Genomic DNA, 25,547 nt, shown 5'->3' with positions numbered 1-25,547 from the left:
GTAGATGGATAATTTACTGGATTTACGGATTGAATTAATCACAGGACAAAAATTAGCTATGCAAGGGTCTTATCAAAGAAGAGCTCCCTCAAAAAAGGCCATTCCTCATCTTTTAGTAGCAAGAAAAGGTTTAAAGGATTATGTTAACCAATACCCTACTAATGCTTTAGCTTGGCAATTGCTATCGGAGGCTGAAGAATATCTATTAAATTATAACGAGGCCTTAACGGCACTTCAGAATGCCCTATCTCTTGGCGAAAAAGATAAAAAGTTACTAAAAAGATTAGCTATGCTAACAGAATACGGAAACCAATGGAAAGAGCTTGGAATAACATCAGAGCAATTAAAATCGTTAGAAATATATCTACAAGAAAAATTAGAATCGTATGGTTGTAATCATACGTTAATTTATACCAGAGAGTGGTTGGATATAAACGTGTTAAGAAACAAAAAGTCTAAGTTAGTAAAGGCCTTACAAAATCATGGTGGTTTTTGTGATTGTGAAGTTCTTATGAATGTGATCGATTAGGTTAAAGTACTACTGAAAGTCTTTATTTTACTAACTTTAATAAATATCTATTTTGAAAAGGTGAAACGAATGTTTGAAAGTCAGCCAACAAACAAAGATTTGATAAATAAGCTAGAAGATGTTCTCAAAGGAGACGTATCTAGAGAGCAATTTAATATGTGGGCCTACAAATGGGTTCAAAATCTAGATAATAGAAGTAATCTTTCCTTAAATGAGAATCAATTACATGAATACTTTATTTTCTTATTAGGCATCGATTTAGAGATGGAACCCGATATATATTTCTACGACAATAGACAAATTCAAGAATGGATTGAGAAAATAAAACATGGTATTCAATTATCTTAATAAAGATATAAGTACTATCGTTGAGAAAAGAGATGCAAGAATCAAATTAAAATTGAAGGTAAACAGGGCTTTATTCAAATTAAGTCAGAAAAGAAATATGGGTTTTCCAATAAAAAAAGTCATTTTGGAGGTTATGATATTGAAGGAACGGTTGAAATAAAGACTGGGAATTACTATGTATTAGGAGAATTGTGGTTCACTACAAACGATATGTATGAATTTTATCAAGCATTAAACAAATGCTATAATACCCTCCAAGGCATAGCCACTTTTATAAACTACGAAACGTCTCTTCAAATAGAATTTGAATTTAATAATCTAGGTCAAGTCGTTATCCAAGGTTATTATAGAGAGAAGCCTTATTTGGAAAACGTACTGCAATTTGAAATAGAAAGTGATCAAAGTTTTATTTTAGCTACGTTAAATGAATTAAAAACATTTTTGAGTCAATATGGGGATATTAGCTGAGATAATTAATGAAAAAAGGAAATCCAAGGTAGGGTAAAGTACCTTGGTGTTTTTATTTCTCAAAACCTCTCCTACATTAACTAAGAGTGTATATACAATAAATTGTTTTAGAAAGATCAATGATAACAAAAATTCAAAATTTCAATAACGTAGCTTTCGATTATCCTATAAAAAGGTACAGTTCGCAAAGGCATAAATCCCCAGAATTACATGCCCTAATATCTTAAAAAAGCTCCTTTGTATATACTGTTGTGAATAAAACGTTATTATGGTATAAATCTACTATAATATAACAAAGTAGGTAATTTACATGTCAAAAAGTAAATGGTTTTTGATTTTATTTGTTCTATTAATTTCTATTACTTTTTTCTTTTTTATACTCAAAGAAGATGGAGAAATCAAAAGAGATAATATAGAAATAGGATATAAAACAAATGATGAATCTCAACACATTATTGATCCACAGAATAAAGTGGATCGAAATAAGGAAATAATCGTCTCTACACATTTTAAAGAAAATTCGGAAAAGGAAAAACAAAATAAAAAGTTTGTACTAAAATTAGCTAATATCAAGGATAAGAGCAATGTTTTAATGGAAGAAATTATTCCTAATGACGAGGCCACTGCGGGTTACGAATTTAAAATTAGTTCAGGAAAACTTTCTGCGGGAAAGTATCAATTTTCTTTGTATAGAGATAATAATTTGAGCGTAGTAAAAGTCTTTACATTCAAATGATAAAGAATACATAGTCCGTAAAGGTATACCTTTACGAACTTTTCTTTTTCGTAAGAAATCTATCATCTTTATCGTTTGCTTAAGTTATAAAAACAATTACGAACGTCTTCTGGAATCCATGCACTTTTACGAACATTTTTAGTAATAAAAAAGGATTCATACCGGTTAATCGATATGAATCCTTTTGAAACATAGTTATATACCAATAGGTATTTCTTATAATAAAATTAATCCACCTATTATAAGAACAGCACCAAGCATAATACGGAACCCAGAAGACGACACTGGATCAGTAACTATATCGGATGCTACTGCTAAAACAACTAAAGTTTTTTTAGTCTTTCCTTTTGTGTTTTTATCTTTTACGATGATTAAAATTCCCGAGATTAATAGATACAAACCAACTAGTAAAACTAATATAGGTATAAAAATTATTTCCACCTGCTCTTATGTATTATAGTGTATTTATTTTCTATGCTTTTTATAACGTACATAGCTCTTTGTGTATGTATAAATAAACCATTAGAAAACATTCAATATTGCTCCAATAATAATTGCTATTAAAAAATATATCAGGAGACTAAATGATATTAAATATTCCCTAGTTTCTCTGTTATATCTTCACTCCATAAAGATTCGGAAACTTAAATAACATAAACAGAAAATAATTAACATGACCCACATAGGAAGCTGTTCAAAAGCAATAAAGAGTATAATAAAAACAATATAAAAACTTTTTTCTACCCATTTATGCCACTTGTTTACATGATTTTTTCAGTGTCGTGGTCATCTTTAACATTTAATTTTATAGCAAGATACTTTGTAATAAGAGATGCTACTAACAATAATAGTAAGAGGTATAAAAATGTTTTTAGCAATAATATTCAACTCCTATTTAAAATACATTTAACAAAGTACCAACTCCTATAGAAGCTAAATAAAAGAAGAAGAAGATAACGGCTAAAAGGTGTTCCTTTGTTTCTCTTGCAAATTTCCATTCCATAAATATATTAAATCCCTGATAAACAATACAAAAAGCAGCTAAAATAATCCACATAGGAACTTGATTATAATAGCTTAGGGAAAATAAAAATATTATGTATAGTACAACTTCTATTCTTGAGTGCCACCTGTTTACTTTTTTTCTATAAATATCTGGATCGGTTTCTAAGTGCATCTTTTTTCTTAAGTATTTTTCGACATAATGAGCGATATAAAACGCTACTATAATAAAAATCAAAAATTTGTACATAAATACCTCCTAATATCCAATAATATCATTTTTTTCTATTTTAATTAAATTAATCCACTTGTTGTGGAATTAATCATATGATTTAAGGCAGGTTTTATTGAACAGTAAGAAGAGGCTTCACTTGTGAATGAAAACATAGTAGCAATTGAAAGTTATAAAATTGCGTTTTATAAAGATTTAAAATATATGTTACTGAGGAAGATGATGTAATGACGAAATAACTATGTAAAGAAAAGATGGAAAGTTAAAGAGCCCTTGTATACCAAGAGCTCATATTTTTGTATGGTTCCGATAATTAAACTTATGTGAACTAGAATATAATAAGAGGCCGGGACAAAGCCCAGCCTCTTAGATTATCTATATAAATTTTCTACAGGTTTACCTAAATTGTTTATATCCTGAGTAATATTTAAAATGATTAAATAATGATCTTGGCTTTTTCGTTTACCAAGAAAAACAACTTGGTGAACTTCAACTAAATCATTTTCATATTCTTTGTTAGTTTCACACATTTCATACAAAGTGCTACCAAACTCAGTATTATCCCAATTAGCTATATCAAGCTCTATAAAAACTTGGCTTTTTTTTACGTTAATCATTTGTTGTCTACCCCTTATCTATAGCACAATTAGAATGCTAGTGGAAATTGCGTACTCTTTGCAGAGTTGCTTTTATTTATTATAACTCTATGATCTCTTGTCGAAGTATCTGAGGTACTAATATTAGAATCAAAACGTTTAGCGTAAAAAACTTGAGTATTTCCTTTTTTATCAGTTTGTGACCATTTATTATCGTAATTATTCATAGTTTCTTCTCTTAATTTTTTGACATCAACATTGCGACCATATTGAGTATCATTAGGTGTAGATTTTTTCTTTGGATTATACTTATGCCTATCATATGCGTGCTCATTGATAAAGCTTGATTTGTTCATTCCACCATTTAATTTATATGGAACAGTGTTATTCTTTCCCTTTTTAGGTTTACCTCTTCTTTTTAAAGCTTCAAAAGTACTTGTCGAAGCATCAGATACAACAGCCGTAATAGCCCCACTTGTGTTTGTAGTCACTTGTAAATTGATATCGTAACTAACTCCATCTTCAAAAAAAGCAGTATATGTAACTTTGTTGATTGCATCGTTCTCTAAAATCCCTGCATTTTTAAGTTCATCTAATCCATATACTTCAATTTTTTCTTCCAAAACTAACTTCTGAAATTCATCATCGTTCCATTCATCTGCGTAAGATATACTGCTAAACGAAAATAGACCTAAAATCATTAATAAAAAGGCTTTAACTAAAATTCGATTCTTTACCACTTGATTTTCTCCCCTTTTTCATATTTTGTCAACAATGAGAAATTATACTATACAAAAACAGAAAATGTAACAAAAATATACATAAAAATAATAATTTGTTATTTTTATAGTTATATAGACCTTTCTGTAAGTTGATTAAAAAGAGATATATCATATTGCAGTAACAATAATCGGGAAAAATTTAGAATTTCCATTGAATAAAGAACGTTTGTTCGTATATAATAGAGAACAAACGTTCTTTATCTAAGGAGTTCTTTCAATGGATTATGCCCAGCTACCAAACAGAGTCATTATATGCATCGATATGAAGGCATTTTTCGCTTCAGTTTCTTCTGTCATACGGGGATTGAATCCGCTAAAAACAAAGCTTGCGGTAGTAGGAGATATCAAACGGTCTGGATCGGTTGTGTTAGCTGCCACACCCTTACTAAAGAAAGAAGGAATCAAAACGGGAAGCCGTCTTTTCGATATTCCTAAAAGAAAAGATATCCATGTCGTGAATCCATCTATGGAGAGGTATATCAAGGCTTCGAACTATATTTCTAGTTTGGTGTTACAGTATGTGGCTCCTGAAGACTTTCATGCGTACAGCATTGATGAGTTGTTTATTGATGCGACAACTTCTTTGCATTTATTCGCTAAAACACCAGAAGAATTAGCCTATAAAATCATCAACGAGATTTATCAAAAAACAAGGCTGACAGCTACTGCCGGAATCGGTCCCAATCTCTTACTGGCAAAAGTGAGCTTAGATCATGAGGCCAAGAATAGCCCAACAGGAGTTGCTTATTGGCGGTATGAGGATATTCCCTTTAAGCTGTGGTCCATTCATCCGATGAAGGATTTCTGGGGAATCTCGTCTGCTACGGAAAGACGCTTACAACGGTTAGGCATTCACACCATCAAAGAACTCGCTCTTTCTTCAAAGGAGATGTTACAAAAAGAATTTGGCATTCTGGGTGAAGAGTTGTATCAACATGCGAATGGGATTGATTACAGTCGCATTTCTGATGTGTACATTCCTAGCTCTCGTTCATTTGGAAAAAGTCAGATTCTATTCCATGATTATACAAACCGAAAAGAAGTGGAGTTATTGCTGTTAGAGCTATTGGACGATGTATGTTTTCGTTTACGCATGCATCAAGTAGTGGCTCAGACTGTTCATTTATCTATTGGTTACAGCAAACAAACAGGTGGAGGCTTCTCAAGACAAAAGAAAATGGGGAGAGCTTCGAATTTAAGCCAAGATATCTTTCCGTATTGTTTAACCATCTTACATACACATGATAGCGGAATGCCGATTCGTTCCATTGGGATTTCCTTGTCGAACACACGCATTCAAGAAGAAGAACAAATGAGCTTATTTGAGGATATTGATCAGCGGGAAAGAGCCTATGCACTTGCAAAAACGATCGATGACATTCGTCTTCGTTATGGAAAGAATAGCGTTCTACGGGCCTCAAGCTATCTCGATCATTCAACGGCTCGTTATCGAAACGGCCTTCTAGGAGGTCATAAAGCATAAAGGAGGAAGCTGCTATGCAGAACAGAGGAATGAAAAAATGGCGACCGTTCGCCACTATGCCAGAGCAATACAAAGGATTACAGGAAATTATAAAAAAACAAGCAGAAATACCACAACCTTTTTTAACAGAAGATCAAATGGAACAGATTAATTTCACTTTGATTGAAGCGCTTCATACACATAAAAAAGTGTACCTGACGTATTACAAGCATGGGCAGTGTATAACAGAAACAGGAGTTATTCAGTTTGTTGATTCTCTAGGAGGATTATTTGTTTTTATAGATGAGGGGGGTAACCAGGCGAATAAAATGAGGTTAAGCGAGCTAATTGATGTTCGTTTCATGTAGTAGAAAGTAATAAAACAGTTTATTTACATAAGATTCCCATACATAATTAGTATAAGCTTAAAAAGTACAGGATCATTTTCATAGATTCATTTAGTAATGTTATATAAGGAGGCCTTTAAAATGAAGCAGGTTTGGCATGAATTTGAACAGTGGTTGAGAATAAATCGGCCAGAAGCAGTAGGAACACTTAACGAAGCAGCTGCTGAATCAGAAATTGCAGCGGTTGAACAAAAGATGGGACTAACCTTCCCCCAAAACCTTAAAGACTGGTTAATGATACATAATGGACAGAGCGATGAGTATATAGGAGTTATTGAAAATTATACTCTATTACCTCTAGAGGAGATTCTGTATACGTGGCAAACCTTAAAAGAGCTTTTAGACGGAGGAGAATTTGAAGATTTTCCAGAAGTAGAACCTGTTGGACCAGTGAAAAAAGAATTGTGGTGGAACCCGCGTTGGATTTCGATTGCCACGAATGGGGGAGGAGATGATATTTGTATAGACTTGGATCCGGCTGAAGGAGGAAAAGTCGGCCAAATTATCACCTTTTGGCACGATTGGGAACAGCGCGAAGTAATAGCAGATAGCTTAGAAGAATGGGTAATGGCCACGATAAATCATACAGATCATTAAAGGGGAGAAGCAAATGATAAAGCCGGATATAGAGAAAATCTATAAAATTCTTAAAGCACTTCCAGGTACGTCGGTGAAAGTAGAATTTGAAGATGAAGTGGGAGAAATTCTTTCTACTCCTTATTATATCTATCTTAAAAGCGAGTTTTTAGATGGACAATTAGGCTATAGAGAAGATCTAGAAGCCAATTCCCTTATAGGGAATCAAGAAGGAGATTGGCAAGAAAGCTGGTTTGTCATAGGGTATGATGAAGAAATCGGCGGTGACCCGCTTTTTATTGATATAGCGAATGAAGATTATCCAGTTTTTACAGCTGAACATGGTATGGGTGAATGGGACGCTTTAGAAATGTATGATTCTCTAGAAGAGTTTGTAGAAAATGTTACTTAATTATGGCTTCGTTAAAAGATTTTGATAAGAGTACGGTCAGAAGAGGACAGATAGTAGTTTAATATCTACCTAGCTGTCCTCTTTTTTAGCATCTATTAAACTTAGAAAGAATGTAGAGAGAGGAAGAGACTAATGGTAGGAATTGATTTCAGAAGATAAAAGTGAAGAATTATTAGATGCTTTTGCTAATTCGTTATAATTTATCTTTCTAATCAGCTTATAAATTAAGCTAAAGAATTCTGCAGCTGAAGGTAACTTCTAAATAGCCTAAGTATGGGAAGTGAAGACTATGTATCAAACTATAAAGATTAATAATTGGATTTTAGAAATTGATGTTGAAGAAACAAAAAAACAGTATTTGAAGAAGTGGGATTTGTGCGATTGTCTATATTGTCTAAACTTCTATGAAGCTATGAAGTCAAGATCAGAGATAGAGCTTCAGCTTTTTTACCAACTAGGTATTAATCCTTCTCAATGTAATCACTTATCACATTTTGATCCTCAAGAAAATGGGCTACACTTCTATATTGGCTGTTATCATCTTGTAGGTAAGGTATCTCTTCAAACGCCTCTTGAAATTATAAATTCAGATGATGCAATCCAAATAAGTAATAATTTACATATTGGCTTTTCTAAAAATTTGGAATTTGTCCCTGGTGGATTTGCCAGACCCGTACTTCAACTGAATTTTGAGATAGAAGTCCCTTGGGTACTTGCTGAAGAACCGAGTTAACGTGCTTTTATATTTTAACTACCGCTTTAAAGTATGTTTTGAAAATGCTAAAGCAGGGATAGAAAAAAAGCTACAGTCAAGAGTAAAAGAGGTAGTATACAAAGACGCACTATTCTTTAGTAAACAAAGAATAGTTGAATAAACACATGTGCTGCTTAAATAAATATGCTGTAAAAAAGCACTCACAAGAGTGCTTTTTACTTTGCCTTAAGAAATGATTTTACAAACAATCATGATACATATGGGTATTTCTACACTCGCTGTGCACAAAAAACTGGAAAAAATTCTCTTCGTTCATTTATAATAATAGAGAACTATGTCGAATCCTAAATATTGGAGAGATTGCTATATGAGAAGAATACTTCCTTTTATAATTTTTACCATTTATTGCATTCCATATGTTTATCTATCTATACGAAAAGATTTTGAAGATGATTCAAAAATAAACTATATAATCATGGCCATGGTTACAGTCGTACTATCTTATCTAAGCGGGCTGATTAGAGCAGATTTGTCACTTATTTTAGGAAATATCGTTTCTTTTAGTACTTCATATTTTTATAACGCGTTAAGACTTCCTGATCCAAAATGGGAAAAATACTTTTCGCCTGTTACTTCGGTTGAGCAAATCGTACTCATAAGCCTTGCGGCGCTTGTACTGCAGATGATTGTTTATACAGTTGCTAGAAAGCGAGCGAAGAGATACATTCGTAACGCTATGGTTTCAAAATAGCAAAAAAGAGAGTTAGTCATTTGATGGGCCAGACTCTTCAGATGACTAGCTGAAAGAAGGGGTAAAAAGAAATTCATTCTGTATGAGAAGATAAAGCGATTAAAAACATTGAAAAAAATTCTCTTGCAGTCAAACGAGGAGGGAAGAATAGAAGCGTTATTAGGCATATACTTACCTGCTTTAAACAGGATACGAATCAATTAGGTAAGCTATTTATTACAACTTTTAAATATGTAACCGCAAACAAAAAGGTATGTATTTCTCTTCCTACTTTAATTATACCACATAAAAAAATGCCGATATAGACTGTTTATTCTCATTTACTGCTGGTAAAATCAATAAAACATTACCGGTTAGGAGAGATGTTGAATGAACTCTTTAGTTCTTAGCTTTCAAGAAATAAAAGATACACAGCTTTCACTTGTTGGAGGAAAAGCTTTAAATTTAGGCGCGTTATCAAAAATTCAAGGAATACAAGTACCGGAAGGATTTTGTGTGACAGCGGCCGGGTATCAAAAAGCTCTTGAACAAAATGAAACATTTCAAGCGTTACTGAACCAGCTGACGATGCTAAATGCTGATGATCGAGATCAAATTGGTGAAATCAGCGAAAAAATTCGCCAAACCATTATGGAAATAAAAATTCCTTCTGACGTTGTAAAAGCAGTTATTCATTCTCTCTCTCAGTTTGGGGAAGAGCATGCTTATGCAGTTCGTTCAAGTGCGACAGCTGAAGATCTGCCACATGCTTCTTTTGCTGGTCAGCATGACACCTATTTAAATATCAGAGGCAAAGAAGCCATCCTTGAGCACATTAGCAAATGCTGGGCTTCCCTGTTTACAAATCGCGCGGTAACCTACCGGATAAAAAATGGATTTGACCATAGTCAAGTGCACGCATCGGTTATTGTTCAACGAATGGTTTTCCCACAGGCTTCAGGTATTTTATTTACCGCTGACCCAATTACTTCTAACCGAAAGCTGTTATCCATTGATGCAGGCTTTGGACTTGGAGAAGCGCTGGTGTCTGGTTTGGTATCTGCCGATTGCTATAAAGTACAAGAAGGAGAAATCGTCGATAAAAAAATAGCAGCTAAAAAGGTAGCTATCTACGGATTAAAAGAAGGTGGAACAGAAACCAAGGAAGTTCATTTTGATCTGCAAAAAACGCAAGCGCTCACTGACTCTCAAATTTTACAATTAGAACGCGTTGGAAGACAGCTTGAAGCTTATTTTGATTGTCCTCAAGATATTGAATGGTGCTTGGCTGATGATACATTTTACATTGTCCAAAGTCGCCCAATCACTACTTTATATCCAATTCCTGAAGCAGCTGATCAAGAAAATCACGTGTATGTATCTGTTGGACACCAACAAATGATGACCGATGCCATGAAACCACTGGGATTGTCTTTTTTTCTGTTAACGACTAATGCACCGATGCGTACAGCCGGTGGAAGGTTGTTTGTTGATGTCACCCCTATGCTGGCTTCACCTGACAGCAGAAAAATGATGTTAGGTGCCATGGGACAGCATGATCCGCTCATGAAAGACGCACTTACAAGCATAATAGAGCGAGGAGATTTCATAAAATTTTTATCTAATGATCAAAGTTCCGGTAAAAGCAATAAAAGCGTGCCGCCTACGAAACCTAAGGTACAAATCGAAAACGACTTTACGATCGTTTTTGACTTGATCAAGAAGAATCAAGCATCAATAAAAGAGCTAAAACAAACCATCCAAACGAAGTCAGGGTCGGAATTAGTCGATTTTATTTCAGAAGATATCGGGACATTAAAGAAGAATTTATTTGATCCACAAAGTACAGCTGTGTTTATGGCCGCTATGGATGCTTCATCATGGATTAATGAAAAAATGGAGACATGGTTAGGTGAAAAAAACGCAGCAGACGCGCTTTCTCAATCCGTCCCAAACAATATTACTTCAGAAATGGGTCTGGCGCTATTGGATGTCGCAGATGTAATTCGCCCTTATCCAGAAGTCATTCATTATTTAAAACATGTAAAAGATGATAACTTTTTGGAGAACCTGGTTAAGTTAGAAGGCGGACAGGAAACCCGAGACGCTATCTATGATTATCTCAGCAAATACGGAATGCGATGTCCCGGCGAAATCGATGTTACGAAAACTCGGTGGGGCGAAAAGCCAGCTGCACTTATCCCTGTGATTCTTGGTAATATTAAAAACTTTGAGGCTAGCGCCAGCAAACAAAAATTTGAAAAAGGTTTGCAGGAAGCCTTAAAAAAAGAGAAAGAGCTATTAAGTAGATTAAAGCAATTGCCCAATGGCGAACAAAAAGCAAAAGAAACAAAAGAAAGAATTAATCTCCTCCGGAATTCTATCGGTTATCGTGAATATCCTAAATACGGGATGGTTAATCGCTATTTTGTTTATAAGCAGGCTCTGCTGAAAGAAGCCGAGCAGCTTGTAAAAGCCGGCGTTATTGATGAATCAGAAGATATATACTATTTGACGTTTGAGGAACTTCAAGAAGTCGTGCGCACATATAAGCTTGATCATCAAATCATCAGCAAGCGAAAAGAAGAGTACAAATTATATGAAAAGCTAACGCCTCCGCGTGTGATCACGTCTCAAGGTGAAATTATTACAGGTGCGTACAAACGAGAAAACCTCCCGCCCCAAGCAATTGTAGGTTTACCGGTTTCTTCCGGAGTGATAGAAGGGCGCGCGCGCGTCATTTTAAACATAGAAAAAACTAATCTATCAGATGGAGATATATTAGTCACTTCCTTTACCGACCCTAGCTGGACCCCGTTATTCGTAGGAATAAAGGGGCTTGTTACGGAAGTTGGGGGACTGATGACTCATGGCGCAGTCATTGCACGCGAATACGGATTGCCAGCGGTTGTCGGAGTAGAGAATGCTACTCGGCTAATAAAAGACGGTCAGCGAATTCGCGTACATGGAACAGAAGGGTATATTGAAATACTGTAAAAGCCAAAAATACTTGCACTATTTTATCTAATTAATAGATGAAGATTTGTCTAGATTTCTTTGCGCATCTTCAGTTCATACAAAAAGGCAGGCCACAATGGCCTGCCTTTTTTATATTGGTAACAAAGTAGATTGAAACGTCAAATGCTGACTTTTTTCGTAGCTGTCTGCTGCACATGCTCCATAAACAGCTTAAACAAGTTCAGCATTGAATTATGTTCTTTTGCCATCATTTCTGGATGCCACTGGACGCCGACTACAAATTGATTTCCTTGTTTTTCAATGGCTTCAATGACTCCGTCTTTTGCCCATGCGGAAACTTCAAAGCCTGACGCTACGTCTTTAATCGCTTGATGGTGAAATGAATTAATAAGAGCTTGATTACCGTAAAGGTCATGTAGGCGTGTTCCGTCTTTAATCATGATGGAATGAGAAGGGTCGCTTGTATTGTTGTATTGATCATGTTTGATAAATGACTCTTTAATGTCTGACATGTCTTGATAAAGCGTGCCGCCGTAAGCAACGTTTAAAATTTGTAAACCGCGGCAAATCGCTAATACGGGCTTTCCTTGATCAATCACATGCTTTAACAATAGATGTTCAGACTGATCTCGTGCTAAAAAAGGTGAACCTGTTTTGGTTGTCGGTTCTTCACCGTATAAAAGGGGATTGACGTCTTGTCCACCTGATAAAATCAACCCGTCTATACTTTCTGCCTGCGCTTTAATCATTTCTTCATCTTCTAGTACTGGCAAGATAAAAGGAACTCCGCCGCTTAGCGCTGTTGATTCGATATAGTCGTTATTCACATACGCTCGCTTATAGCCTGGAAAGCGTCCTCCTTGATCCACAATAATGCTTCCTGATATACCAATTAAAAATCCCACTGTTGTTTTCTCCTTTTTTGTTAAATTACCATTTCTTAAGATGTTTTTTCTTTTTTACTGCGTTGATAAAGTGTTTTCAATCGCTTGCTTTATAAGAAATAAATGGTTCTTTTATTCAACTATTATACATATATACCATATTTATTTAATAGAAAATGGTATAATAGCCTCTGTGTGTCAAAAATACTAATTGCCAAAGGTAGAAGGTAGTGCTACAATTGTTCACATTCCTACTATTCTTCTTATTATAGTCGGATTAAAATTTTATACAAGGAAATAGGAGTGATTTTAGTGAAAAGGACTTATTTACTTTTCATCTCTCTTTTAACCATTGTCCTCATGGTAGCAGGGTGCAGTGGTAACGCAAGTAAAAATACTTCAAGTGAAAAAGAAGGAAAAGAAGGCGGAACGCTAAACGTCGCGTCTCAAAGTGAGCCAGCAACGCTAGATGCTCAAATCACTGGGGACTCAGATGTAAAAGATGCAACGCGCAGTATCTATGAAGGGTTAATGATTTTAGACGACAAAGGAAATCCTAAGCCTGACTTAGCGTCTAAAGTAGATATTAGCGATGATAAAAAAACATACACGTTCCAATTAAGAAAAGGGGTTAAATTCCATAACGGTAAAGAAATGACTGCAGATGACGTTGTCGCTTCTATTAACCGCTGGATTAAGCTATCATCCCTTGGGAAAACAAACTTCTCTGGTGCTGAAATGACAAAAGCCGGTGATTATACGGTAGAGCTTCATTTACCATCACCAAATGTTAACACGCTATCTTTATTAGCTGATCCAATCCCCGCAGCAGCTATTTTACCAAAAGAAGTCGTTGACAATGCATCTGATGAAGGGATCAAAGACTACATAGGAACAGGTCCATATAAAGTAAAAGAGTGGAAGAAAAATCAATATCTTTTATTAGAAAAATTTAAAGATTATTCTTCGAAAGGCCGCGAAGTTAAGAAAACTCCTCACGTTGATGAAATTAAGATTAGTTTCGTAAGCGATGAGTCAACTAGGATTTCTGGTATTACAACCGGACAATTTGACGTTGCGCTATCTGTATCAAGCGATAATGCCAAACAAGTTGAAGGCAGTCAAAATGCAAAAGTAGAAACATCACCAGGCGGATTTATGGGACTTTTCTACAACGCAGATAAAGGCGTCTTTAAAGACATCAATGCGCGAAAAGCAGTTAACGCAGCTCTTAACTCAAAAGATATCTTAGACAGTTCTTACGGAAGCTCAGATTATTACAAGCTTTCTTCATCCATTGTGAACAAAGAGTATCCAAACTACTACAGTACAGCTGGAAAAGAAGAATATAACCAGCATGATAAGAAAAAAGCAAAAGAATATTTGAAGAAATCTGGTTATAACGGAGAAGAAATTCGCTTAATGGCGTCTCGTGATTACCAAGATCAATACAATACAGCTGTTGTGGTTCAACAAGAATTAAAAGACATTGGTATGAATGTAAAATTAGAAGTATACGACTGGGCGACATTCAGCGATAAAATGAGTGATACAAACCAATGGGACATCTATCCTGTTGACTGGAATGCTCGTTCTACCATCTTCCAAGGATTCTGGACGACAAAAGGTACATCAGTTGAAAAATCAATGGACTACTTAAACAAAATTAAAGCTGCTCCTTCTGTTAAAGAAGCTCGCGGTGACATTGATGCCATCCAGCAATACGTATGGGACGAGCTTCCGTTCACACTTATTGGTCATAAAGTGAACATCAATGCCGTTTCTAACAATTCAAAAGGCTATGAGTATAATTTAGGTCCAATTTTCTACAATATGAGTTTAACAAAATAATATCTTATTATTCTAGTAAACAGAGGGCTTATGCTCTCTGTTTTAGAAAGGAGTTTACGATGGGAGCTTATACACTTAAGAGACTTTTTGCACTAATTCCTGTTTTATTCATTGTATCTATTGTTGTGTTCTTAATTACACGCTTAACGCCTGGGAGTCCCGCAGCAATCATTTTAGGACAAGGCGCAAGTCCGGAACAAATTGCAGCGCTAAGCAAAGAAATGGGATTGGATGAGCCTGTTGTCAATCAATACTTTATCTGGCTATCTAACATCTTTCACGGAGATTTTGGTTATTCCTACTTTTTAAATAAACCTGTGCTCGGGGCAATTTGGGATAACGTAGGTCCTACGGTTTCTCTAGCTATACTTGCGCAAATTTTTGGCGTGGTGTTTGCTTTACTATTTGGTATATATGCAGCTAAACATAAAGGAACGATTCGTGATGAAAGCATTATGGGAGCCAGCCTTTTAGGTATCTCTATTCCTAGCTTTCTTCTCGGTTCATTCCTTATTTTGCTTTTTGCTGTACAGCTTCGAATTTTCCCTGTTTCAGGATACGTTCCGTTAAATGCCGGATTATTTGAATACTTAAAGTATTTAGTTTTACCAACGATTACGCTTGGAGCGATTCAAGCTGCATTAATTACGCGTATGACGCGTTCATCTTTACTCGATACCATTTCTGAAAACTTTGTTAAAACGGCAAAAGCAAAAGGATTAAATGAACGCACAATTATGCTTAAGCATACGCTGCGCGTGAGTTTTTTACCGATTTTAACAGTTATCGGAGAATCATTTGCGGGACTTGTGACCGGAGCGGCAGTAACAGAATCATTATTTAACATCCCGGGATTAGGTCAGCTGATTGTTTCATCAATTGAACGCCGAGATTACGCGCTTATTCAAGGAGCTGTACTTTTAATTACGGTTGCTTACGTGGTCATCAATTTAGTTGTTGATTTGCTGTATGCCGTGATCGATCCGCGTGTACGCAATTCTTATCATGATTAAAGGAGGGTGATGAATGTGAACGCACAACAAAATACAGAGACCATTTCAGTAACTTCAAAGAAAAAAAGAAACCCAGCGGCAGCGCGTTTCTTCTCAAATCGTTTGCTAGTAAGAGGAGCGATACTTATTTTATTATCTATTTTGATTGCTGTTTTTGCTCCGCTCATTTCTCCTTTTGGCAGTTTACAAATCGACCCTGCAAATCGATTAGCACCGCCTTCAAGCACGCACTGGTTTGGAACGGATAACTTTGGGCGAGATGTATTTAGTCGGACAATGTACGGCGTCAGAATATCGTTAATGATTGGAGCCGCAGTAACGATTATTGCTACTGTACTTGGTTTAATCGTTGGACTTTTATCTTCTTATTATAAAATTCTTGATTATATTTTAATGAGAATTTGTGACGGCTTGTTTGCTTTCCCGTCTATTTTACTAGCAATTGCCATCATGTCTGCTTTAGGACCTAAAACAAGCAATGTTATTATCGCACTGAGCCTTGTATTTATTCCTTCGATTGCGAGAATTGTTCGTTCAGCTGCGCTTGTTGTAAAAGAAAAAACATTTATTGAAGCGCTAAAAGCTCAAGGAGCAAGCTCACTTCGAATCATTTGTTTTCATATGGCACCAAACGTCTTATCGCCTTTAATCGTTCAAGTAACATACGTGTTTGCCGTGACGATTTTAACAGAGGCTTCGCTAAGCTTTTTAGGAGCCGGAATTCCTGCGCCAACACCAAGCTTAGGAAATATGCTGTATGACGGAAAGCTTGCGATTTACAACGCGTGGTGGATGACCGTGTTTCCGGGTGTATTTATCATTTTAATTGTACTTGGCCTTAATTTATTTGGTGACGGTCTGCGCGATTGGTTAAATCCGAAAAACGTAATGCTGAAGAAAAGGAGGAAAAAACGTTGAGTAACGCCCTTTTAAAATTAGAAGACTTACAAGTAACTTTTACAACGTATAGCGGAGAAGTAACGGCTGTTGACAATGTATCTCTTCAATTAAATAAAGGAGAAGTATTGGGCATTGTCGGTGAATCCGGATCTGGAAAAAGCGTAACGTCCGAATCTATTCTTCAGTTATTAGATGAAGACCTAACAAGCTACGATGGTAAGATTTTGTTTGAAGGAAAAAACTTATTAGACATGTCTTCAAAGCAAATTCAAAAGCTAAGAGGAAACGAAATCTCAATGATTTTCCAGGATCCCATGTCGTCATTAAATCCCGTTATGCCAATTGGAAAACAAATTGCTGAAGTGATTCGTCTGCATCAAAAAGTCTCTAAAAAAGAATCGCAAAAGAAAGTCGTAGAGCTTTTAAGACTAACTGGCATTCCGTCTCCAGAGCAGCGAGCAAAAGAGTATCCGCATGAAATCTCGGGAGGAATGAGGCAGCGCATTATGATTGCGATGGCTTTAGCCTGCGAGCCGAAGCTTCTTATTGCCGATGAGCCAACAACGGCTTTAGACGTAACCATTCAAGCGCAAATCCTTGATCTTATGATGGATTTAAAAGACAAGCTCAACATGGGCGTGCTGTTCATCACCCATGACTTAGGCGTTGTCGCTAATATTTGTACAAAAGTAGCCGTGATGTATCTAGGACAAGTGATGGAAGAAACGGACGTTAAAACGCTGTTTTCAAAGCCGCTTCATCCTTATACAATGGGCTTAATTAAGTCGGTTCCTCACTTAGATGGCGACAGAACACAAGAACTTTCGTCCATTCCCGGAACCGTTCCGCCGCTTTCAAACGTGCCAGATGGCTGTCGTTTTGCACCAAGATGCCCGTTTGCAACGGAAAAATGCCATAAAGAAGTGCCTGTTTTAGAGCATGCCGATGAGACGCATCGCGTTCGATGCTGGCACTATGAAAAAATTCAAGAAGGAGAGGTTGCGTATGTCTAGTGAAGCAAAGCAGCAAAGCGTGAGGCCCTTGCTTGAAGTTCGCAACCTGCAAAAATACTATCCGGTTCGTTCTGCTTTAGGAAAAGCGAAGGGACAAATCAAAGCGGTCCAAGATGTATCCTTTGACATTTATGAAGGCGAAACGTACGGATTAGTAGGTGAATCTGGCTGCGGAAAGAGTACAGCAGGGCGCACGCTTTTAAAATTAGTAGAACCAACAGGCGGAGAAGCACAGTTTAATGGAGAAAGTATTTTCGAATCCAAAGCATCACGCTTACGAACCATTCGTAAAGATTTGCAAATGATTTTCCAAGATCCGCATACTTCCCTTAACCCAAGGAAAAAGATTGGAGCTTCCATTCAAGAAACATTAACAATTCATAATGTAGGCGCAAAAAGCGAGCGAAAGCAGCTTGTCATTGAGTTATTAAAAAAGCTTGGTTTTAACGAAGAAGATTACAACCGCTATCCGCACGAATTTTCAGGCGGTCAGCGCCAGCGTATAGGCATTGCACGTTCATTGATTTTGAATCCAAAGCTCATCATTTGTGATGAGCCGGTTTCAGCGCTGGACGTATCCATTCAAGCCCAAATCTTAAACTTACTGCGCAGCTTGCAAAGAGAAATGAAGCTTTCATATCTCTTTATCTCCCACGATTTAAGCGTCGTAAGACATATTGCAGACCGCGTGGGCGTGATGTATTTAGGAAGATTAGTAGAAGAAGGACCAACAGATGAGATTTTTTCAAACCCTCGTCATCCTTACACAAAACTTCTTTTATCATCTGTCCCAGCGATTAACGAACATGAAAAACGTGAAAAAATTGAGGTTAAAGGTGAAATTCCTTCTCCTCTTAATCCACCTTCAGGCTGTGCGTTTCATAAAAGATGCCCGTTCGCATTTGACCGCTGCATGAAAGAAACACCTGAAGATACAGTGATTGATAGCAAGCATAAAGTAAAATGTCATCTATATAGTTAAGGTGAAAATCTGTAGCGATAGAGAAAACAAACATATTGATGCAGCAGCATAATTGAATGAATAGAAATGAAAAAGTCACTAGTACATCTAGTGGCTTTTTTCTTTGAAAACATTGGGTTCCAAGGGTAGTGAAAAGTCATTATTTAGCATATTAGATTCATTTTTATATAAAAAACGAATATTTTAACGATAATATAGTTCTATAAATATACATAAAAAGGGGTTTTTATATGAAAAAGGGATCTTTTGTTTTGGGAATTTCACTACTGTTATGTGTAGGTAGCTTAACCGGGTGTAGTTTTTCAGATGAAAAGGAAGCCGCTACAAGCACTCAAGAAACCAAGGAGAACGCAACAAAGAAAAACGTAGAAGCAATCAAGAAAGTAACGAAGCAATCAAGAAAAAAGAGCCTCAAGACAATGCTACAGAAGAGTCGGATAAAAAAACAAATAAAGTCACAGAAAAAGAGAAAGACTCCTCAAAACCAGGGGATAAACAGAAAGAAGATTCTACGCAAGCAGCAGATAAAACTGAATCAGCGCCTAGTCAAGTTGACTGGGGTAGCACGTGGAGCAGAAATATTGATACAGACCCCGCTGGAATAGATATTACTAATTTAAAAGGCGACACGTTTAAGTTCAAATTAAACGCAAATCATTTTGACAACCCAGAAGATGTTAGTACTGGAATTGTGAGTGCAGGGGATGTGGAAGGAACTGCAAAGATTAAAGGAAATGTCGCTACTCAAATAACGGATGATATAGACGGTGGTTGTATGATTACGATGACTAACTATACAAGTTATATAAAAGTTGATTATCAGCCAAGCTGTACCAGTTCTGGTGGAGGAATAGGCGTTTACTATGATGGAAAATATCAAAAAGGAAGTATGTCGGAAACACCTCAGATAAAAGCAAAAAGAACAGATGATGCTGAGGATTCACAACAAAATCCACAAGGTAGCGAAAAATCTGCTGCTGAAGACGCACCAGCCGAGGATACGCAAACATTACTGACTCACGAACAAGCGGAGGAGTTAGTTAGAAAACAACAAGGTTATTCTATTAATGATCCGGTACACATTGTTGTTTATGACCACGATGATGAGGATGGGAATTATGTTATCCACGATCTTGAAGATGTAAAAGACGACCCTAATACACCTTACAGCGAAGCACACGAAGCTACCTATGGATGGTACTCAGTAAATCCTAAGACAGGTGAAATTATTGATTTACTTAATGATGCATATTAAACAAGAAGTTTTGCCTATTGACTTGTTTTTTGTGTTAAAGAAGGAAGGTCTATGTTGCCTCTAACTATTTAATTACGGCATTTATTCTACAAGTTATTCCTTAGATAAAGCCTTTGTTTTCTTTTAGAAAAGAAATTTTTGTGACATAGGGGCGGGTGATATTAAAAAAAGTTTAGTGCCTTACGACCAATGATTGTATCACGATAAGATAGATGAATGGCCCTTTTTAACCTACCTATCCTAATATATGGAGATATGAAAACAAAACGTGTTATGATGGTATCGGTGATAATTATGGGTAAAAAAGCAGACAAAACGAACGTAATGCGAATTTTAGATCAGAAAAAAATTGAGTACAATTATTATTCTTATGAAACTAAAAATCTGAGTGGAGTACAGGTAGCTACTTCGCTCGGAGAGGATCTTGCTAAAGTCTTCAAGACACTTGTGACCGTTGGAAAATCAAAAGAACATTATGTCTTCATGGTACCGGTTGAAAAGGAGCTTGATTTAAAGAAAGCGGCAAAAGCAGCTGGTGAAAAATCCCTAGAAATGATTCCTCAAAGAGAGCTGTTGCCTCTGACAGGATATGTTCACGGAGGGTGTTCTCCTATCGGGATGAAAAAGCAGTTCACAACCTTCATTGACTCTACGGCAGAAGACTGTGAAACGATTTACTTTTCAGGCGGGCGTGTAGGTCATCAGATACAGCTACCACTAAGTGACTTATCAAAAGTAATTCGTATACGTCCGGCAGACATCACAAAAGATAGTTAAAATGTAGTTCCCTTGAGCGAAACGCACTTAGACATAAGCGTTTCGCTTTTTTAGTTGGTTTAATTACTGTTGGAATAACAAAAACAAAAGTAAAAAGACAGAAAAAATGATATTATATAGTTAATATATGGAAACTTTATAAAAAGGATAGGAGGAGGACAAAAATGATTAAATCAATTATTGGTGGGTTCATTTTATCTTTTATACTTTTAGTAGCATGTACAATAGCTAACGTAAATTCAGAAACAGTACTTTTCACCGCTTTCATTATATTAGTGGGGCTAGCTCTTATCATATCTGGAGCAGCTGTAAGCGGTGATCGAATGAGAGCTAACCTTTCCACAGAATCAAAAGCAGACAAGAAGTGGAGAATAACAAATTCTATAAACCTTATGTTAGCTGCCGCTCCAGTTCTCGGGGTATTTCTTCTCATTCATTACTTTGTATAGTTTATTCTTCGACATGTAAGAGCAACCCGCAAGGTCCTAAAAAACAAACTAATTATTCATAAGATAATAGCGAAAAGAGGTGCTAGGATGAAAGAAATCACTTCAACTATGGTGAACCCGACAATAAAAAAGCTGTTATCTTATGCAACTTTAGAAGAGAAGGTTGATGGAGAGTATAAAAAATACACGTGTTTGCCAAGTCGGAAATTATATAGTATTGAAGTAAATGGAGACACAGTTAGCTGTATAGGAGTTAAATTTCTTAACGCCAAGGAAGCTGTTATAAAACATATAGCTGTTTTACCAAAAGAGAGAGGGAAAGGAATAGGAAGCAGCATCATTCGCTTTCTTTGTAAGAACTATGATATACATTCTATTTTTGCTGAGACAGATAAAGAGGCAGTAAACTTTTATTCTAAGTTTGGCTTCCAAATAACAAGTTTAGGTGAAAAATATCCCGGAGTGGAGCGATTTTTGTGTGAATTTAAAGTTAAATGAGATAAATTTTGGATTGCAAGAAAAAGAGAGCTGCAAGATGACCAATAACGAAAGCAAATAAAAGGCATTCAAAATATGATATAATACATTTAGCAGCTCCTTATATTTATAGGGCTAAAATTACATACAACTTAACATCAAAGAAGCTAAAGGCCGAGAGTAAAAGAATATTAATTACCGAACAAATATGTTTTGTTTGCGATAACAAAAAGCCTCTAGAAAGAGGCTTTTCTTTATAAAAAAGATTGACAGAATATTTCAATATCATTTTATTTTGGTTCTTGAAATTCCAATACCTTAAGAAATACATAATAATAAAAGACATTTTTCATCTACTTAACTAAAGGTTTTTTAAAAGGAGACAGCTATATCTTATGTATGTTACACTCCGCCCGTTTTGTTTTATTTTATCTATTATCTTATTTCTAGCTTATCTTCCGGTTTCTGTAAAAGCAGAAACTGTACCCAATAAAAAAGCAAATTACGCAGCCGAAAAAAATACATACCGCATTGCTGGAGAAAAACATCTTGCGCCTTTTTCTTACGTGAACGATGAAGGAGTATTTACTGGTTTTAGTATTGATATGCTCAATCAAATAGCGAAAGAAGAGAATGTGAAATTTACATATATTCCAATGGATCTTTATCAAGCAACAAAAGCACTGCAAGAAGGTAAAATTGATGCCATTATGGGCTTGGAGTATTCGGCTAATCAAAATCAAGTGTTTAAGTTTTCCGATCCATATTTTACGATGGCAGATGCCGTAGTCATTCCAAACTCATTAAAATCCTCGGTTACATCTTTAACCGATTTACGAGGCAAAACAGTTGCCATGCGGGAAGATAAAATCTCCTTTGAACTGCTGATGAATGTAAGAAACATAGAGTTTCAAGTGGCTTTAAATCCAGAGGATGCGCTCAATCTCCTGTTTTTAAATCGGGCTGATGCTTTTTTTTCAAACAAGTGGACCGCGGAATTTTATCTTGAGAAATCAAAGAAAAAAGGACAGTACACTATACTCGATAATGTAGGAATACCTTCAGAGTTTGCGGTTGCAACTCGACCTGAAAACGCAAAATTTTTATCGATCATTAACCGTTCAATTTCACGTATGCAGGCGGATGGAACATATCAAGAACTATATAGAAAATGGTTTGTTTCTTCTTCAGAAGAACGCCTAAAAGAATTGCGCAATTGGATTGTTTTTCTTCTTATTATAGTTGTCTTAACACTAGGTAGTTTATTTACCATATATCTTTGGAACAAGCGATTAAAAAAAGAAGTAAAAAAACGTACATCGGCGCTTGCTGATGCGAATCAAAAGCTGCAGATTCAGCAAAAAGCAATTTCACAGGCGCATGCATTTCAGACACAAGTTATTAACCATATGTATTACGGAATTCTTACATTTGATCAATCGCTAAACCTTACAACTATCAATCAGCGGGCAAAAGAAATTCTTCTCATAGAGGATAAAACATTTCAATCTAGTCATATTCATCAACATCCGCTTATCCAGCAAATTTTTAAAACGTATAATACGATAAAGCAATCGCAAATGGCATTGCCATTTACAAAAGAAATTCAGCACAAACAAAATGGAGAAGTCTATTTTGTATTGTATCGAGTAATTCCGCTTTATGAAGATACAACTAAAATGAACGGTTATTTACTGACACTAGCCGATCGTTCTGAAGAAAGACTGCTTGAGAAGAAGTTAGCAACTCAAGAGAAAATGCGTGCGTTAGGTCAGCTGGTCGCAGGTGTGGCACACGAAATTCGTAATCCGCTTACATCCGTAAAAACGTTTATTGATTTGCTGCCAAATAAATATGAAAATCCAGAGTTTCGAAAAGAACTGTCCAAGCACGTTCCAGAAGCACTGAGAAGAATGAATCGTATTGTTGAAAGTTTAGTAGATTATGCCCGGCCTAAATACCCTCAGAAAATAGCTTTTGACGTAGAAACATTTATAAACTCTGTAGCGGTTATTATTAGCCCTACGTTAAAAAAAAAAGCGGTTCACTTATCTCTTGATATTGAACCGGGTATGCGTCTTTACAGTGATCCCGATCAAATTAAACAAATTATGCTAAACCTGATGTTAAATGCGCTGGACGCGATGGAAAGCAGTCCTCGTAAGGAGCTCTCTATCAGGGCTGTAACAGAAAATGGATTGGGTTTTATTAATGTTAGTGATACAGGAAAAGGCATAGATGAAAAAGACGTCCCACATATTATGGAACCTTTCTATACAACAAAAAAGCAGGGCGTGGGTCTTGGTTTATCACTATGCTATCAGTGGATAGAAGAGAATAATGGAGAAATTACGATGCAAACAAAAAAAGGAAATGGTACAACATTTACGATTGTCTTGCCTGTTACGAAAGAAAAAGGAGGCCATTCATATGAAACCGACTGTTCTCATTCTCGATGACGAACCTGCTATTGGTTCATCTCTTCGTTTTGCTCTAGAAACAAACTACGAAGTGACCAATCTTACAGAAGTACCGGAAGCTTATCAATTTTTACGCAGTCAGCCTGTCCACGTTGTTTTGCTGGATTGGCGACTCGGCGAATATAATGGGCTTGAAGTGCTAAGTAAAATTAAAGACATTCAGCCTCAAACATCCATTATTATGATGACGGCTTACGGGACGATTGAATCGTCTATAGAAGCTATTAAAAGAGGAGCTTACCATTACATTACAAAGCCTCTTGATATTGAAGAGCTTCATATATTAATTGAAAAAACGCTTGAACACCAGGAGCTTCATGATAAAGTTCGTGAATTAAGCGAAACGATTGAGAAAATAAAAGGCTACGATCAAATGATTGGTGAAAGTGCAGCTATGAAACAAGTTTTTTCGATTATTAATAGAGTAAAAGACATTGATTCGAACGTGCTTATATTCGGTGAAAGCGGTACTGGAAAAGAGCTAGTAGCGCGAGGGATTCACCGTCAGGGAAAGCGAGCAAACGGACCGTTTATTTCCGTTAACTGTGCGGCTATTCCAGAGACTTTACTTGAAAGTGAACTTTTTGGTTTTGTAAAAGGCGCCTTTACAGGAGCTACTCGCAATCAAAACGGGAAAGTAGCCGCAGCTGATGGAGGAACTCTTTTTTTAGATGAAATTGGTGAGATGCCTCCGTCGTTGCAAGCAAAAATGCTTCGATTTTTACAAGAAAAAGAAATAACGCCTCTTGGCTCATCGGAAACAAGAAAAGTAGATGTTCGGATTGTGAGTGCCACTAATAAAGAATTAAATCGTATGGTAAAAGAAAATGGCTTTCGCGAAGACTTATATTTCCGCTTGAATGTCATCCCTATCACACTACCGCCATTACGGGAACGGAAGGAAGATATAGCGCTGCTTATTCCATACTTTTTGCAAAAATACTCAGAAGAAATGGAGAAACCGCTTTGTGTGCTGTCTTCAAATGCATATAAAAAGCTTTTAACGTATGATTACCCTGGAAATATAAGACAGCTAGGGAACATTCTTGAATATGCAGTTGCTATGACCAAAGATGGAACGATTATGGAAAAAGATTTACCTATAACTGTTCAACACGAACAAGAGATTTCTTTGTCACGCTATGAGAATGAAAATTTCACCGAAGAAACAAAATTAATTAATATTCCAATTAACTACACGATGAAAGAAGCAGAACAGCTAATTATCGAATCAGTCCTTGAAGAGTGTGGAGGCAACCGCAGAAAAACAGCTCAGGCACTCGGTATCAGTGAACGAAGTATCCGTAACAAACTTCATCTTTACCGCACAATTCAACAAAAGGAGGCAAAAAATGCCGAGTAGGAACATATTTCCGTTTCTACCCGGCATTTTTTGCCGGGTTCTTGTCAGTTCCTCTGCCATTTAAGCGTTTTTTTGTTGGCACGAAAATTGCAACATATTATTGTAAGCGCCCACATCAAAGAAAATAGA

At 36.2% G+C, this 25,547-nt stretch carries 27 protein-coding genes; 23 read left to right on the top strand and 4 right to left on the bottom strand.

Annotated elements, in window-relative coordinates:
- The first annotated feature begins 4 nt into the window (after window positions 1-4).
- The 4 genes from ACWATA_RS15350 (at window position 5) to ACWATA_RS15335 (ending at window position 2,081) form a co-directional block, all read left to right on the top strand.
- Window positions 5-529 (top strand): DUF2695 domain-containing protein, encoded by a 525-nt coding sequence (locus ACWATA_RS15350; RefSeq protein WP_049164023.1) that lies wholly within the window; start codon window positions 5-7, stop codon window positions 527-529.
- A 69-nt stretch (window positions 530-598) separates the two neighbouring features.
- Window positions 599-877, top strand: a complete 279-nt coding sequence (locus tag ACWATA_RS15345; RefSeq protein WP_033578673.1) for a YxzC family protein — start codon at window positions 599-601, stop codon at window positions 875-877.
- A gap of 45 nt (window positions 878-922) precedes the next feature.
- Window positions 923-1,345, top strand: coding sequence for a WapI family immunity protein (locus tag ACWATA_RS15340; RefSeq protein ID WP_443951612.1), 423 nt, complete (start codon window positions 923-925; stop codon window positions 1,343-1,345).
- 310 nt (window positions 1,346-1,655) lie between these two features.
- Window positions 1,656-2,081, top strand: a complete 426-nt coding sequence (locus ACWATA_RS15335; protein ID WP_033578676.1) for a hypothetical protein — start codon at window positions 1,656-1,658, stop codon at window positions 2,079-2,081.
- A gap of 895 nt (window positions 2,082-2,976) precedes the next feature.
- Here ACWATA_RS15335 and ACWATA_RS15330 read toward each other — a convergent pair.
- The 3 genes from ACWATA_RS15330 to ACWATA_RS15320 all read right to left on the bottom strand — a co-directional run bounded on the left by ACWATA_RS15330 (window position 2,977) and on the right by ACWATA_RS15320 (window position 4,651).
- Window positions 2,977-3,333, bottom strand: coding sequence for a DUF4181 domain-containing protein (locus ACWATA_RS15330; protein WP_048021439.1), 357 nt, complete (start codon window positions 3,331-3,333; stop codon window positions 2,977-2,979).
- A gap of 353 nt (window positions 3,334-3,686) precedes the next feature.
- Entirely contained in the window at window positions 3,687-3,932 is a 246-nt protein-coding gene (locus ACWATA_RS15325) for a hypothetical protein (RefSeq protein ID WP_228123044.1), read from the bottom strand.
- 29 nt (window positions 3,933-3,961) lie between these two features.
- Window positions 3,962-4,651 (bottom strand): hypothetical protein, encoded by a 690-nt coding sequence (locus ACWATA_RS15320; protein WP_154991458.1) that lies wholly within the window; start codon window positions 4,649-4,651, stop codon window positions 3,962-3,964.
- 259 nt (window positions 4,652-4,910) lie between these two features.
- Between ACWATA_RS15320 and ACWATA_RS15315 the strand changes: the two genes are divergently transcribed.
- The 7 genes from ACWATA_RS15315 to ppsA all read left to right on the top strand — a co-directional run bounded on the left by ACWATA_RS15315 (window position 4,911) and on the right by ppsA (window position 11,992).
- Window positions 4,911-6,176, top strand: coding sequence for a Y-family DNA polymerase (locus ACWATA_RS15315; protein WP_155017190.1), 1,266 nt, complete (start codon window positions 4,911-4,913; stop codon window positions 6,174-6,176).
- 14 nt (window positions 6,177-6,190) lie between these two features.
- Complete coding sequence (locus ACWATA_RS15310) at window positions 6,191-6,523, top strand: YolD-like family protein (RefSeq protein ID WP_098112796.1); 333 nt, start codon at window positions 6,191-6,193, stop codon at window positions 6,521-6,523.
- A gap of 120 nt (window positions 6,524-6,643) precedes the next feature.
- The gene (locus ACWATA_RS15305; protein ID WP_154991456.1) at window positions 6,644-7,159 is read left to right on the top strand and encodes an SMI1/KNR4 family protein; all 516 of its coding nucleotides are present in this window, start codon (window positions 6,644-6,646) and stop codon (window positions 7,157-7,159) included.
- A 13-nt stretch (window positions 7,160-7,172) separates the two neighbouring features.
- Window positions 7,173-7,550: an SMI1/KNR4 family protein gene (locus ACWATA_RS15300; protein WP_154991455.1), complete on the top strand. Its 378-nt coding sequence runs from the start codon at window positions 7,173-7,175 to the stop codon at window positions 7,548-7,550.
- Between the two features lie 289 nt (window positions 7,551-7,839).
- Window positions 7,840-8,283: a hypothetical protein gene (locus tag ACWATA_RS15295; RefSeq protein WP_063247207.1), complete on the top strand. Its 444-nt coding sequence runs from the start codon at window positions 7,840-7,842 to the stop codon at window positions 8,281-8,283.
- A 349-nt stretch (window positions 8,284-8,632) separates the two neighbouring features.
- The gene (locus ACWATA_RS15290; RefSeq protein ID WP_033578688.1) at window positions 8,633-9,016 is read left to right on the top strand and encodes a hypothetical protein; all 384 of its coding nucleotides are present in this window, start codon (window positions 8,633-8,635) and stop codon (window positions 9,014-9,016) included.
- A gap of 369 nt (window positions 9,017-9,385) precedes the next feature.
- Window positions 9,386-11,992, top strand: a complete 2,607-nt coding sequence (gene ppsA, locus ACWATA_RS15285; RefSeq protein WP_473049940.1) for a phosphoenolpyruvate synthase — start codon at window positions 9,386-9,388, stop codon at window positions 11,990-11,992.
- A gap of 140 nt (window positions 11,993-12,132) precedes the next feature.
- Here ppsA and ACWATA_RS15280 read toward each other — a convergent pair whose 3' ends face one another.
- Window positions 12,133-12,879: a gamma-glutamyl-gamma-aminobutyrate hydrolase family protein gene (locus ACWATA_RS15280; protein ID WP_108674599.1), complete on the bottom strand. Its 747-nt coding sequence runs from the start codon at window positions 12,877-12,879 to the stop codon at window positions 12,133-12,135.
- Between the two features lie 291 nt (window positions 12,880-13,170).
- Between ACWATA_RS15280 and ACWATA_RS15275 the strand changes: the two genes are divergently transcribed.
- The 12 genes from ACWATA_RS15275 (at window position 13,171) to ACWATA_RS15220 (ending at window position 25,418) form a co-directional block, all read left to right on the top strand.
- Complete coding sequence (locus tag ACWATA_RS15275; protein WP_473049938.1) at window positions 13,171-14,709, top strand: ABC transporter substrate-binding protein; 1,539 nt, start codon at window positions 13,171-13,173, stop codon at window positions 14,707-14,709.
- 59 nt (window positions 14,710-14,768) lie between these two features.
- Window positions 14,769-15,722 (top strand): ABC transporter permease, encoded by a 954-nt coding sequence (locus tag ACWATA_RS15270; protein WP_028413754.1) that lies wholly within the window; start codon window positions 14,769-14,771, stop codon window positions 15,720-15,722.
- A 9-nt stretch (window positions 15,723-15,731) separates the two neighbouring features.
- The gene (locus ACWATA_RS15265; protein ID WP_034264721.1) at window positions 15,732-16,640 is read left to right on the top strand and encodes an ABC transporter permease; all 909 of its coding nucleotides are present in this window, start codon (window positions 15,732-15,734) and stop codon (window positions 16,638-16,640) included.
- The gene (locus tag ACWATA_RS15260; RefSeq protein WP_098626723.1) at window positions 16,637-17,635 is read left to right on the top strand and encodes an ABC transporter ATP-binding protein; all 999 of its coding nucleotides are present in this window, start codon (window positions 16,637-16,639) and stop codon (window positions 17,633-17,635) included. Before ACWATA_RS15265 ends, ACWATA_RS15260 begins: the two co-directional genes overlap by 4 nt.
- A complete protein-coding gene (locus ACWATA_RS15255) occupies window positions 17,628-18,617 on the top strand; it encodes an ABC transporter ATP-binding protein (RefSeq protein ID WP_098112787.1) in 990 nt (329 codons plus the stop codon). Before ACWATA_RS15260 ends, ACWATA_RS15255 begins: the two co-directional genes overlap by 8 nt.
- Before the next feature lie 230 nt (window positions 18,618-18,847).
- A complete protein-coding gene (locus ACWATA_RS15250; RefSeq protein WP_154991451.1) occupies window positions 18,848-19,222 on the top strand; it encodes a hypothetical protein in 375 nt (124 codons plus the stop codon).
- 101 nt (window positions 19,223-19,323) lie between these two features.
- Window positions 19,324-19,872, top strand: a complete 549-nt coding sequence (locus tag ACWATA_RS15245; RefSeq protein ID WP_154991450.1) for a hypothetical protein — start codon at window positions 19,324-19,326, stop codon at window positions 19,870-19,872.
- Between the two features lie 294 nt (window positions 19,873-20,166).
- Window positions 20,167-20,649: a Cys-tRNA(Pro) deacylase gene (ybaK, locus tag ACWATA_RS15240; RefSeq protein WP_045289895.1), complete on the top strand. Its 483-nt coding sequence runs from the start codon at window positions 20,167-20,169 to the stop codon at window positions 20,647-20,649.
- A gap of 164 nt (window positions 20,650-20,813) precedes the next feature.
- Window positions 20,814-21,098 carry a DUF5316 family protein gene (locus tag ACWATA_RS15235; RefSeq protein ID WP_028413748.1) on the top strand — a complete coding sequence of 95 codons (285 nt, stop codon included), beginning with the start codon at window positions 20,814-20,816 and terminating at the stop codon, window positions 21,096-21,098.
- An 87-nt stretch (window positions 21,099-21,185) separates the two neighbouring features.
- Window positions 21,186-21,596: a GNAT family N-acetyltransferase gene (locus ACWATA_RS15230; protein WP_049164040.1), complete on the top strand. Its 411-nt coding sequence runs from the start codon at window positions 21,186-21,188 to the stop codon at window positions 21,594-21,596.
- 374 nt (window positions 21,597-21,970) lie between these two features.
- Complete coding sequence (locus ACWATA_RS15225; protein WP_098999833.1) at window positions 21,971-24,034, top strand: transporter substrate-binding domain-containing protein; 2,064 nt, start codon at window positions 21,971-21,973, stop codon at window positions 24,032-24,034.
- A complete protein-coding gene (locus ACWATA_RS15220; protein WP_049164051.1) occupies window positions 24,006-25,418 on the top strand; it encodes a sigma-54-dependent transcriptional regulator in 1,413 nt (470 codons plus the stop codon). Before ACWATA_RS15225 ends, ACWATA_RS15220 begins: the two co-directional genes overlap by 29 nt.
- Window positions 25,419-25,547 lie beyond the last annotated feature (129 nt).

The organism is Priestia sp. USM5, assembly GCF_058323215.1.
This window is presented reverse-complemented; position numbering and strand designations above follow the sequence as displayed.

Excerpts from the sequence above, each read along its gene's own strand:
- ACWATA_RS15300 (WP_154991455.1), top strand. The coding sequence starts at position 7,173 with ATGATAAAGCCGGATATAGAGAAAATCTATAAAATTCTTAAAGCACTT.
- ACWATA_RS15265 (WP_034264721.1), top strand. The coding sequence starts at position 15,732 with ATGAATGTGAACGCACAACAAAATACAGAGACCATTTCAGTAACTTCA.
- ACWATA_RS15225 (WP_098999833.1), top strand. The coding sequence starts at position 21,971 with ATGTATGTTACACTCCGCCCGTTTTGTTTTATTTTATCTATTATCTTA.
- ACWATA_RS15290 (WP_033578688.1), top strand. The coding sequence starts at position 8,633 with ATGAGAAGAATACTTCCTTTTATAATTTTTACCATTTATTGCATTCCA.
- ACWATA_RS15255 (WP_098112787.1), top strand. The coding sequence starts at position 17,628 with ATGTCTAGTGAAGCAAAGCAGCAAAGCGTGAGGCCCTTGCTTGAAGTT.
- ACWATA_RS15325 (WP_228123044.1), bottom strand. The coding sequence starts at position 3,932 with ATGATTAACGTAAAAAAAAGCCAAGTTTTTATAGAGCTTGATATAGCT.
- ACWATA_RS15345 (WP_033578673.1), top strand. The coding sequence starts at position 599 with ATGTTTGAAAGTCAGCCAACAAACAAAGATTTGATAAATAAGCTAGAA.
- ACWATA_RS15250 (WP_154991451.1), top strand. The coding sequence starts at position 18,848 with ATGAAAAAGGGATCTTTTGTTTTGGGAATTTCACTACTGTTATGTGTA.
- ACWATA_RS15220 (WP_049164051.1), top strand. The coding sequence starts at position 24,006 with ATGAAACCGACTGTTCTCATTCTCGATGACGAACCTGCTATTGGTTCA.
- ACWATA_RS15335 (WP_033578676.1), top strand. The coding sequence starts at position 1,656 with ATGTCAAAAAGTAAATGGTTTTTGATTTTATTTGTTCTATTAATTTCT.
- ybaK (WP_045289895.1), top strand. The coding sequence starts at position 20,167 with ATGGGTAAAAAAGCAGACAAAACGAACGTAATGCGAATTTTAGATCAG.
- ACWATA_RS15270 (WP_028413754.1), top strand. The coding sequence starts at position 14,769 with ATGGGAGCTTATACACTTAAGAGACTTTTTGCACTAATTCCTGTTTTA.
- ACWATA_RS15350 (WP_049164023.1), top strand. The coding sequence starts at position 5 with ATGGATAATTTACTGGATTTACGGATTGAATTAATCACAGGACAAAAA.
- ACWATA_RS15310 (WP_098112796.1), top strand. The coding sequence starts at position 6,191 with ATGCAGAACAGAGGAATGAAAAAATGGCGACCGTTCGCCACTATGCCA.
- ACWATA_RS15295 (WP_063247207.1), top strand. The coding sequence starts at position 7,840 with ATGTATCAAACTATAAAGATTAATAATTGGATTTTAGAAATTGATGTT.
- ACWATA_RS15315 (WP_155017190.1), top strand. The coding sequence starts at position 4,911 with ATGGATTATGCCCAGCTACCAAACAGAGTCATTATATGCATCGATATG.
- ACWATA_RS15230 (WP_049164040.1), top strand. The coding sequence starts at position 21,186 with ATGAAAGAAATCACTTCAACTATGGTGAACCCGACAATAAAAAAGCTG.
- ACWATA_RS15330 (WP_048021439.1), bottom strand. The coding sequence starts at position 3,333 with ATGTACAAATTTTTGATTTTTATTATAGTAGCGTTTTATATCGCTCAT.
- ACWATA_RS15235 (WP_028413748.1), top strand. The coding sequence starts at position 20,814 with ATGATTAAATCAATTATTGGTGGGTTCATTTTATCTTTTATACTTTTA.
- ACWATA_RS15305 (WP_154991456.1), top strand. The coding sequence starts at position 6,644 with ATGAAGCAGGTTTGGCATGAATTTGAACAGTGGTTGAGAATAAATCGG.
- ppsA (WP_473049940.1), top strand. The coding sequence starts at position 9,386 with ATGAACTCTTTAGTTCTTAGCTTTCAAGAAATAAAAGATACACAGCTT.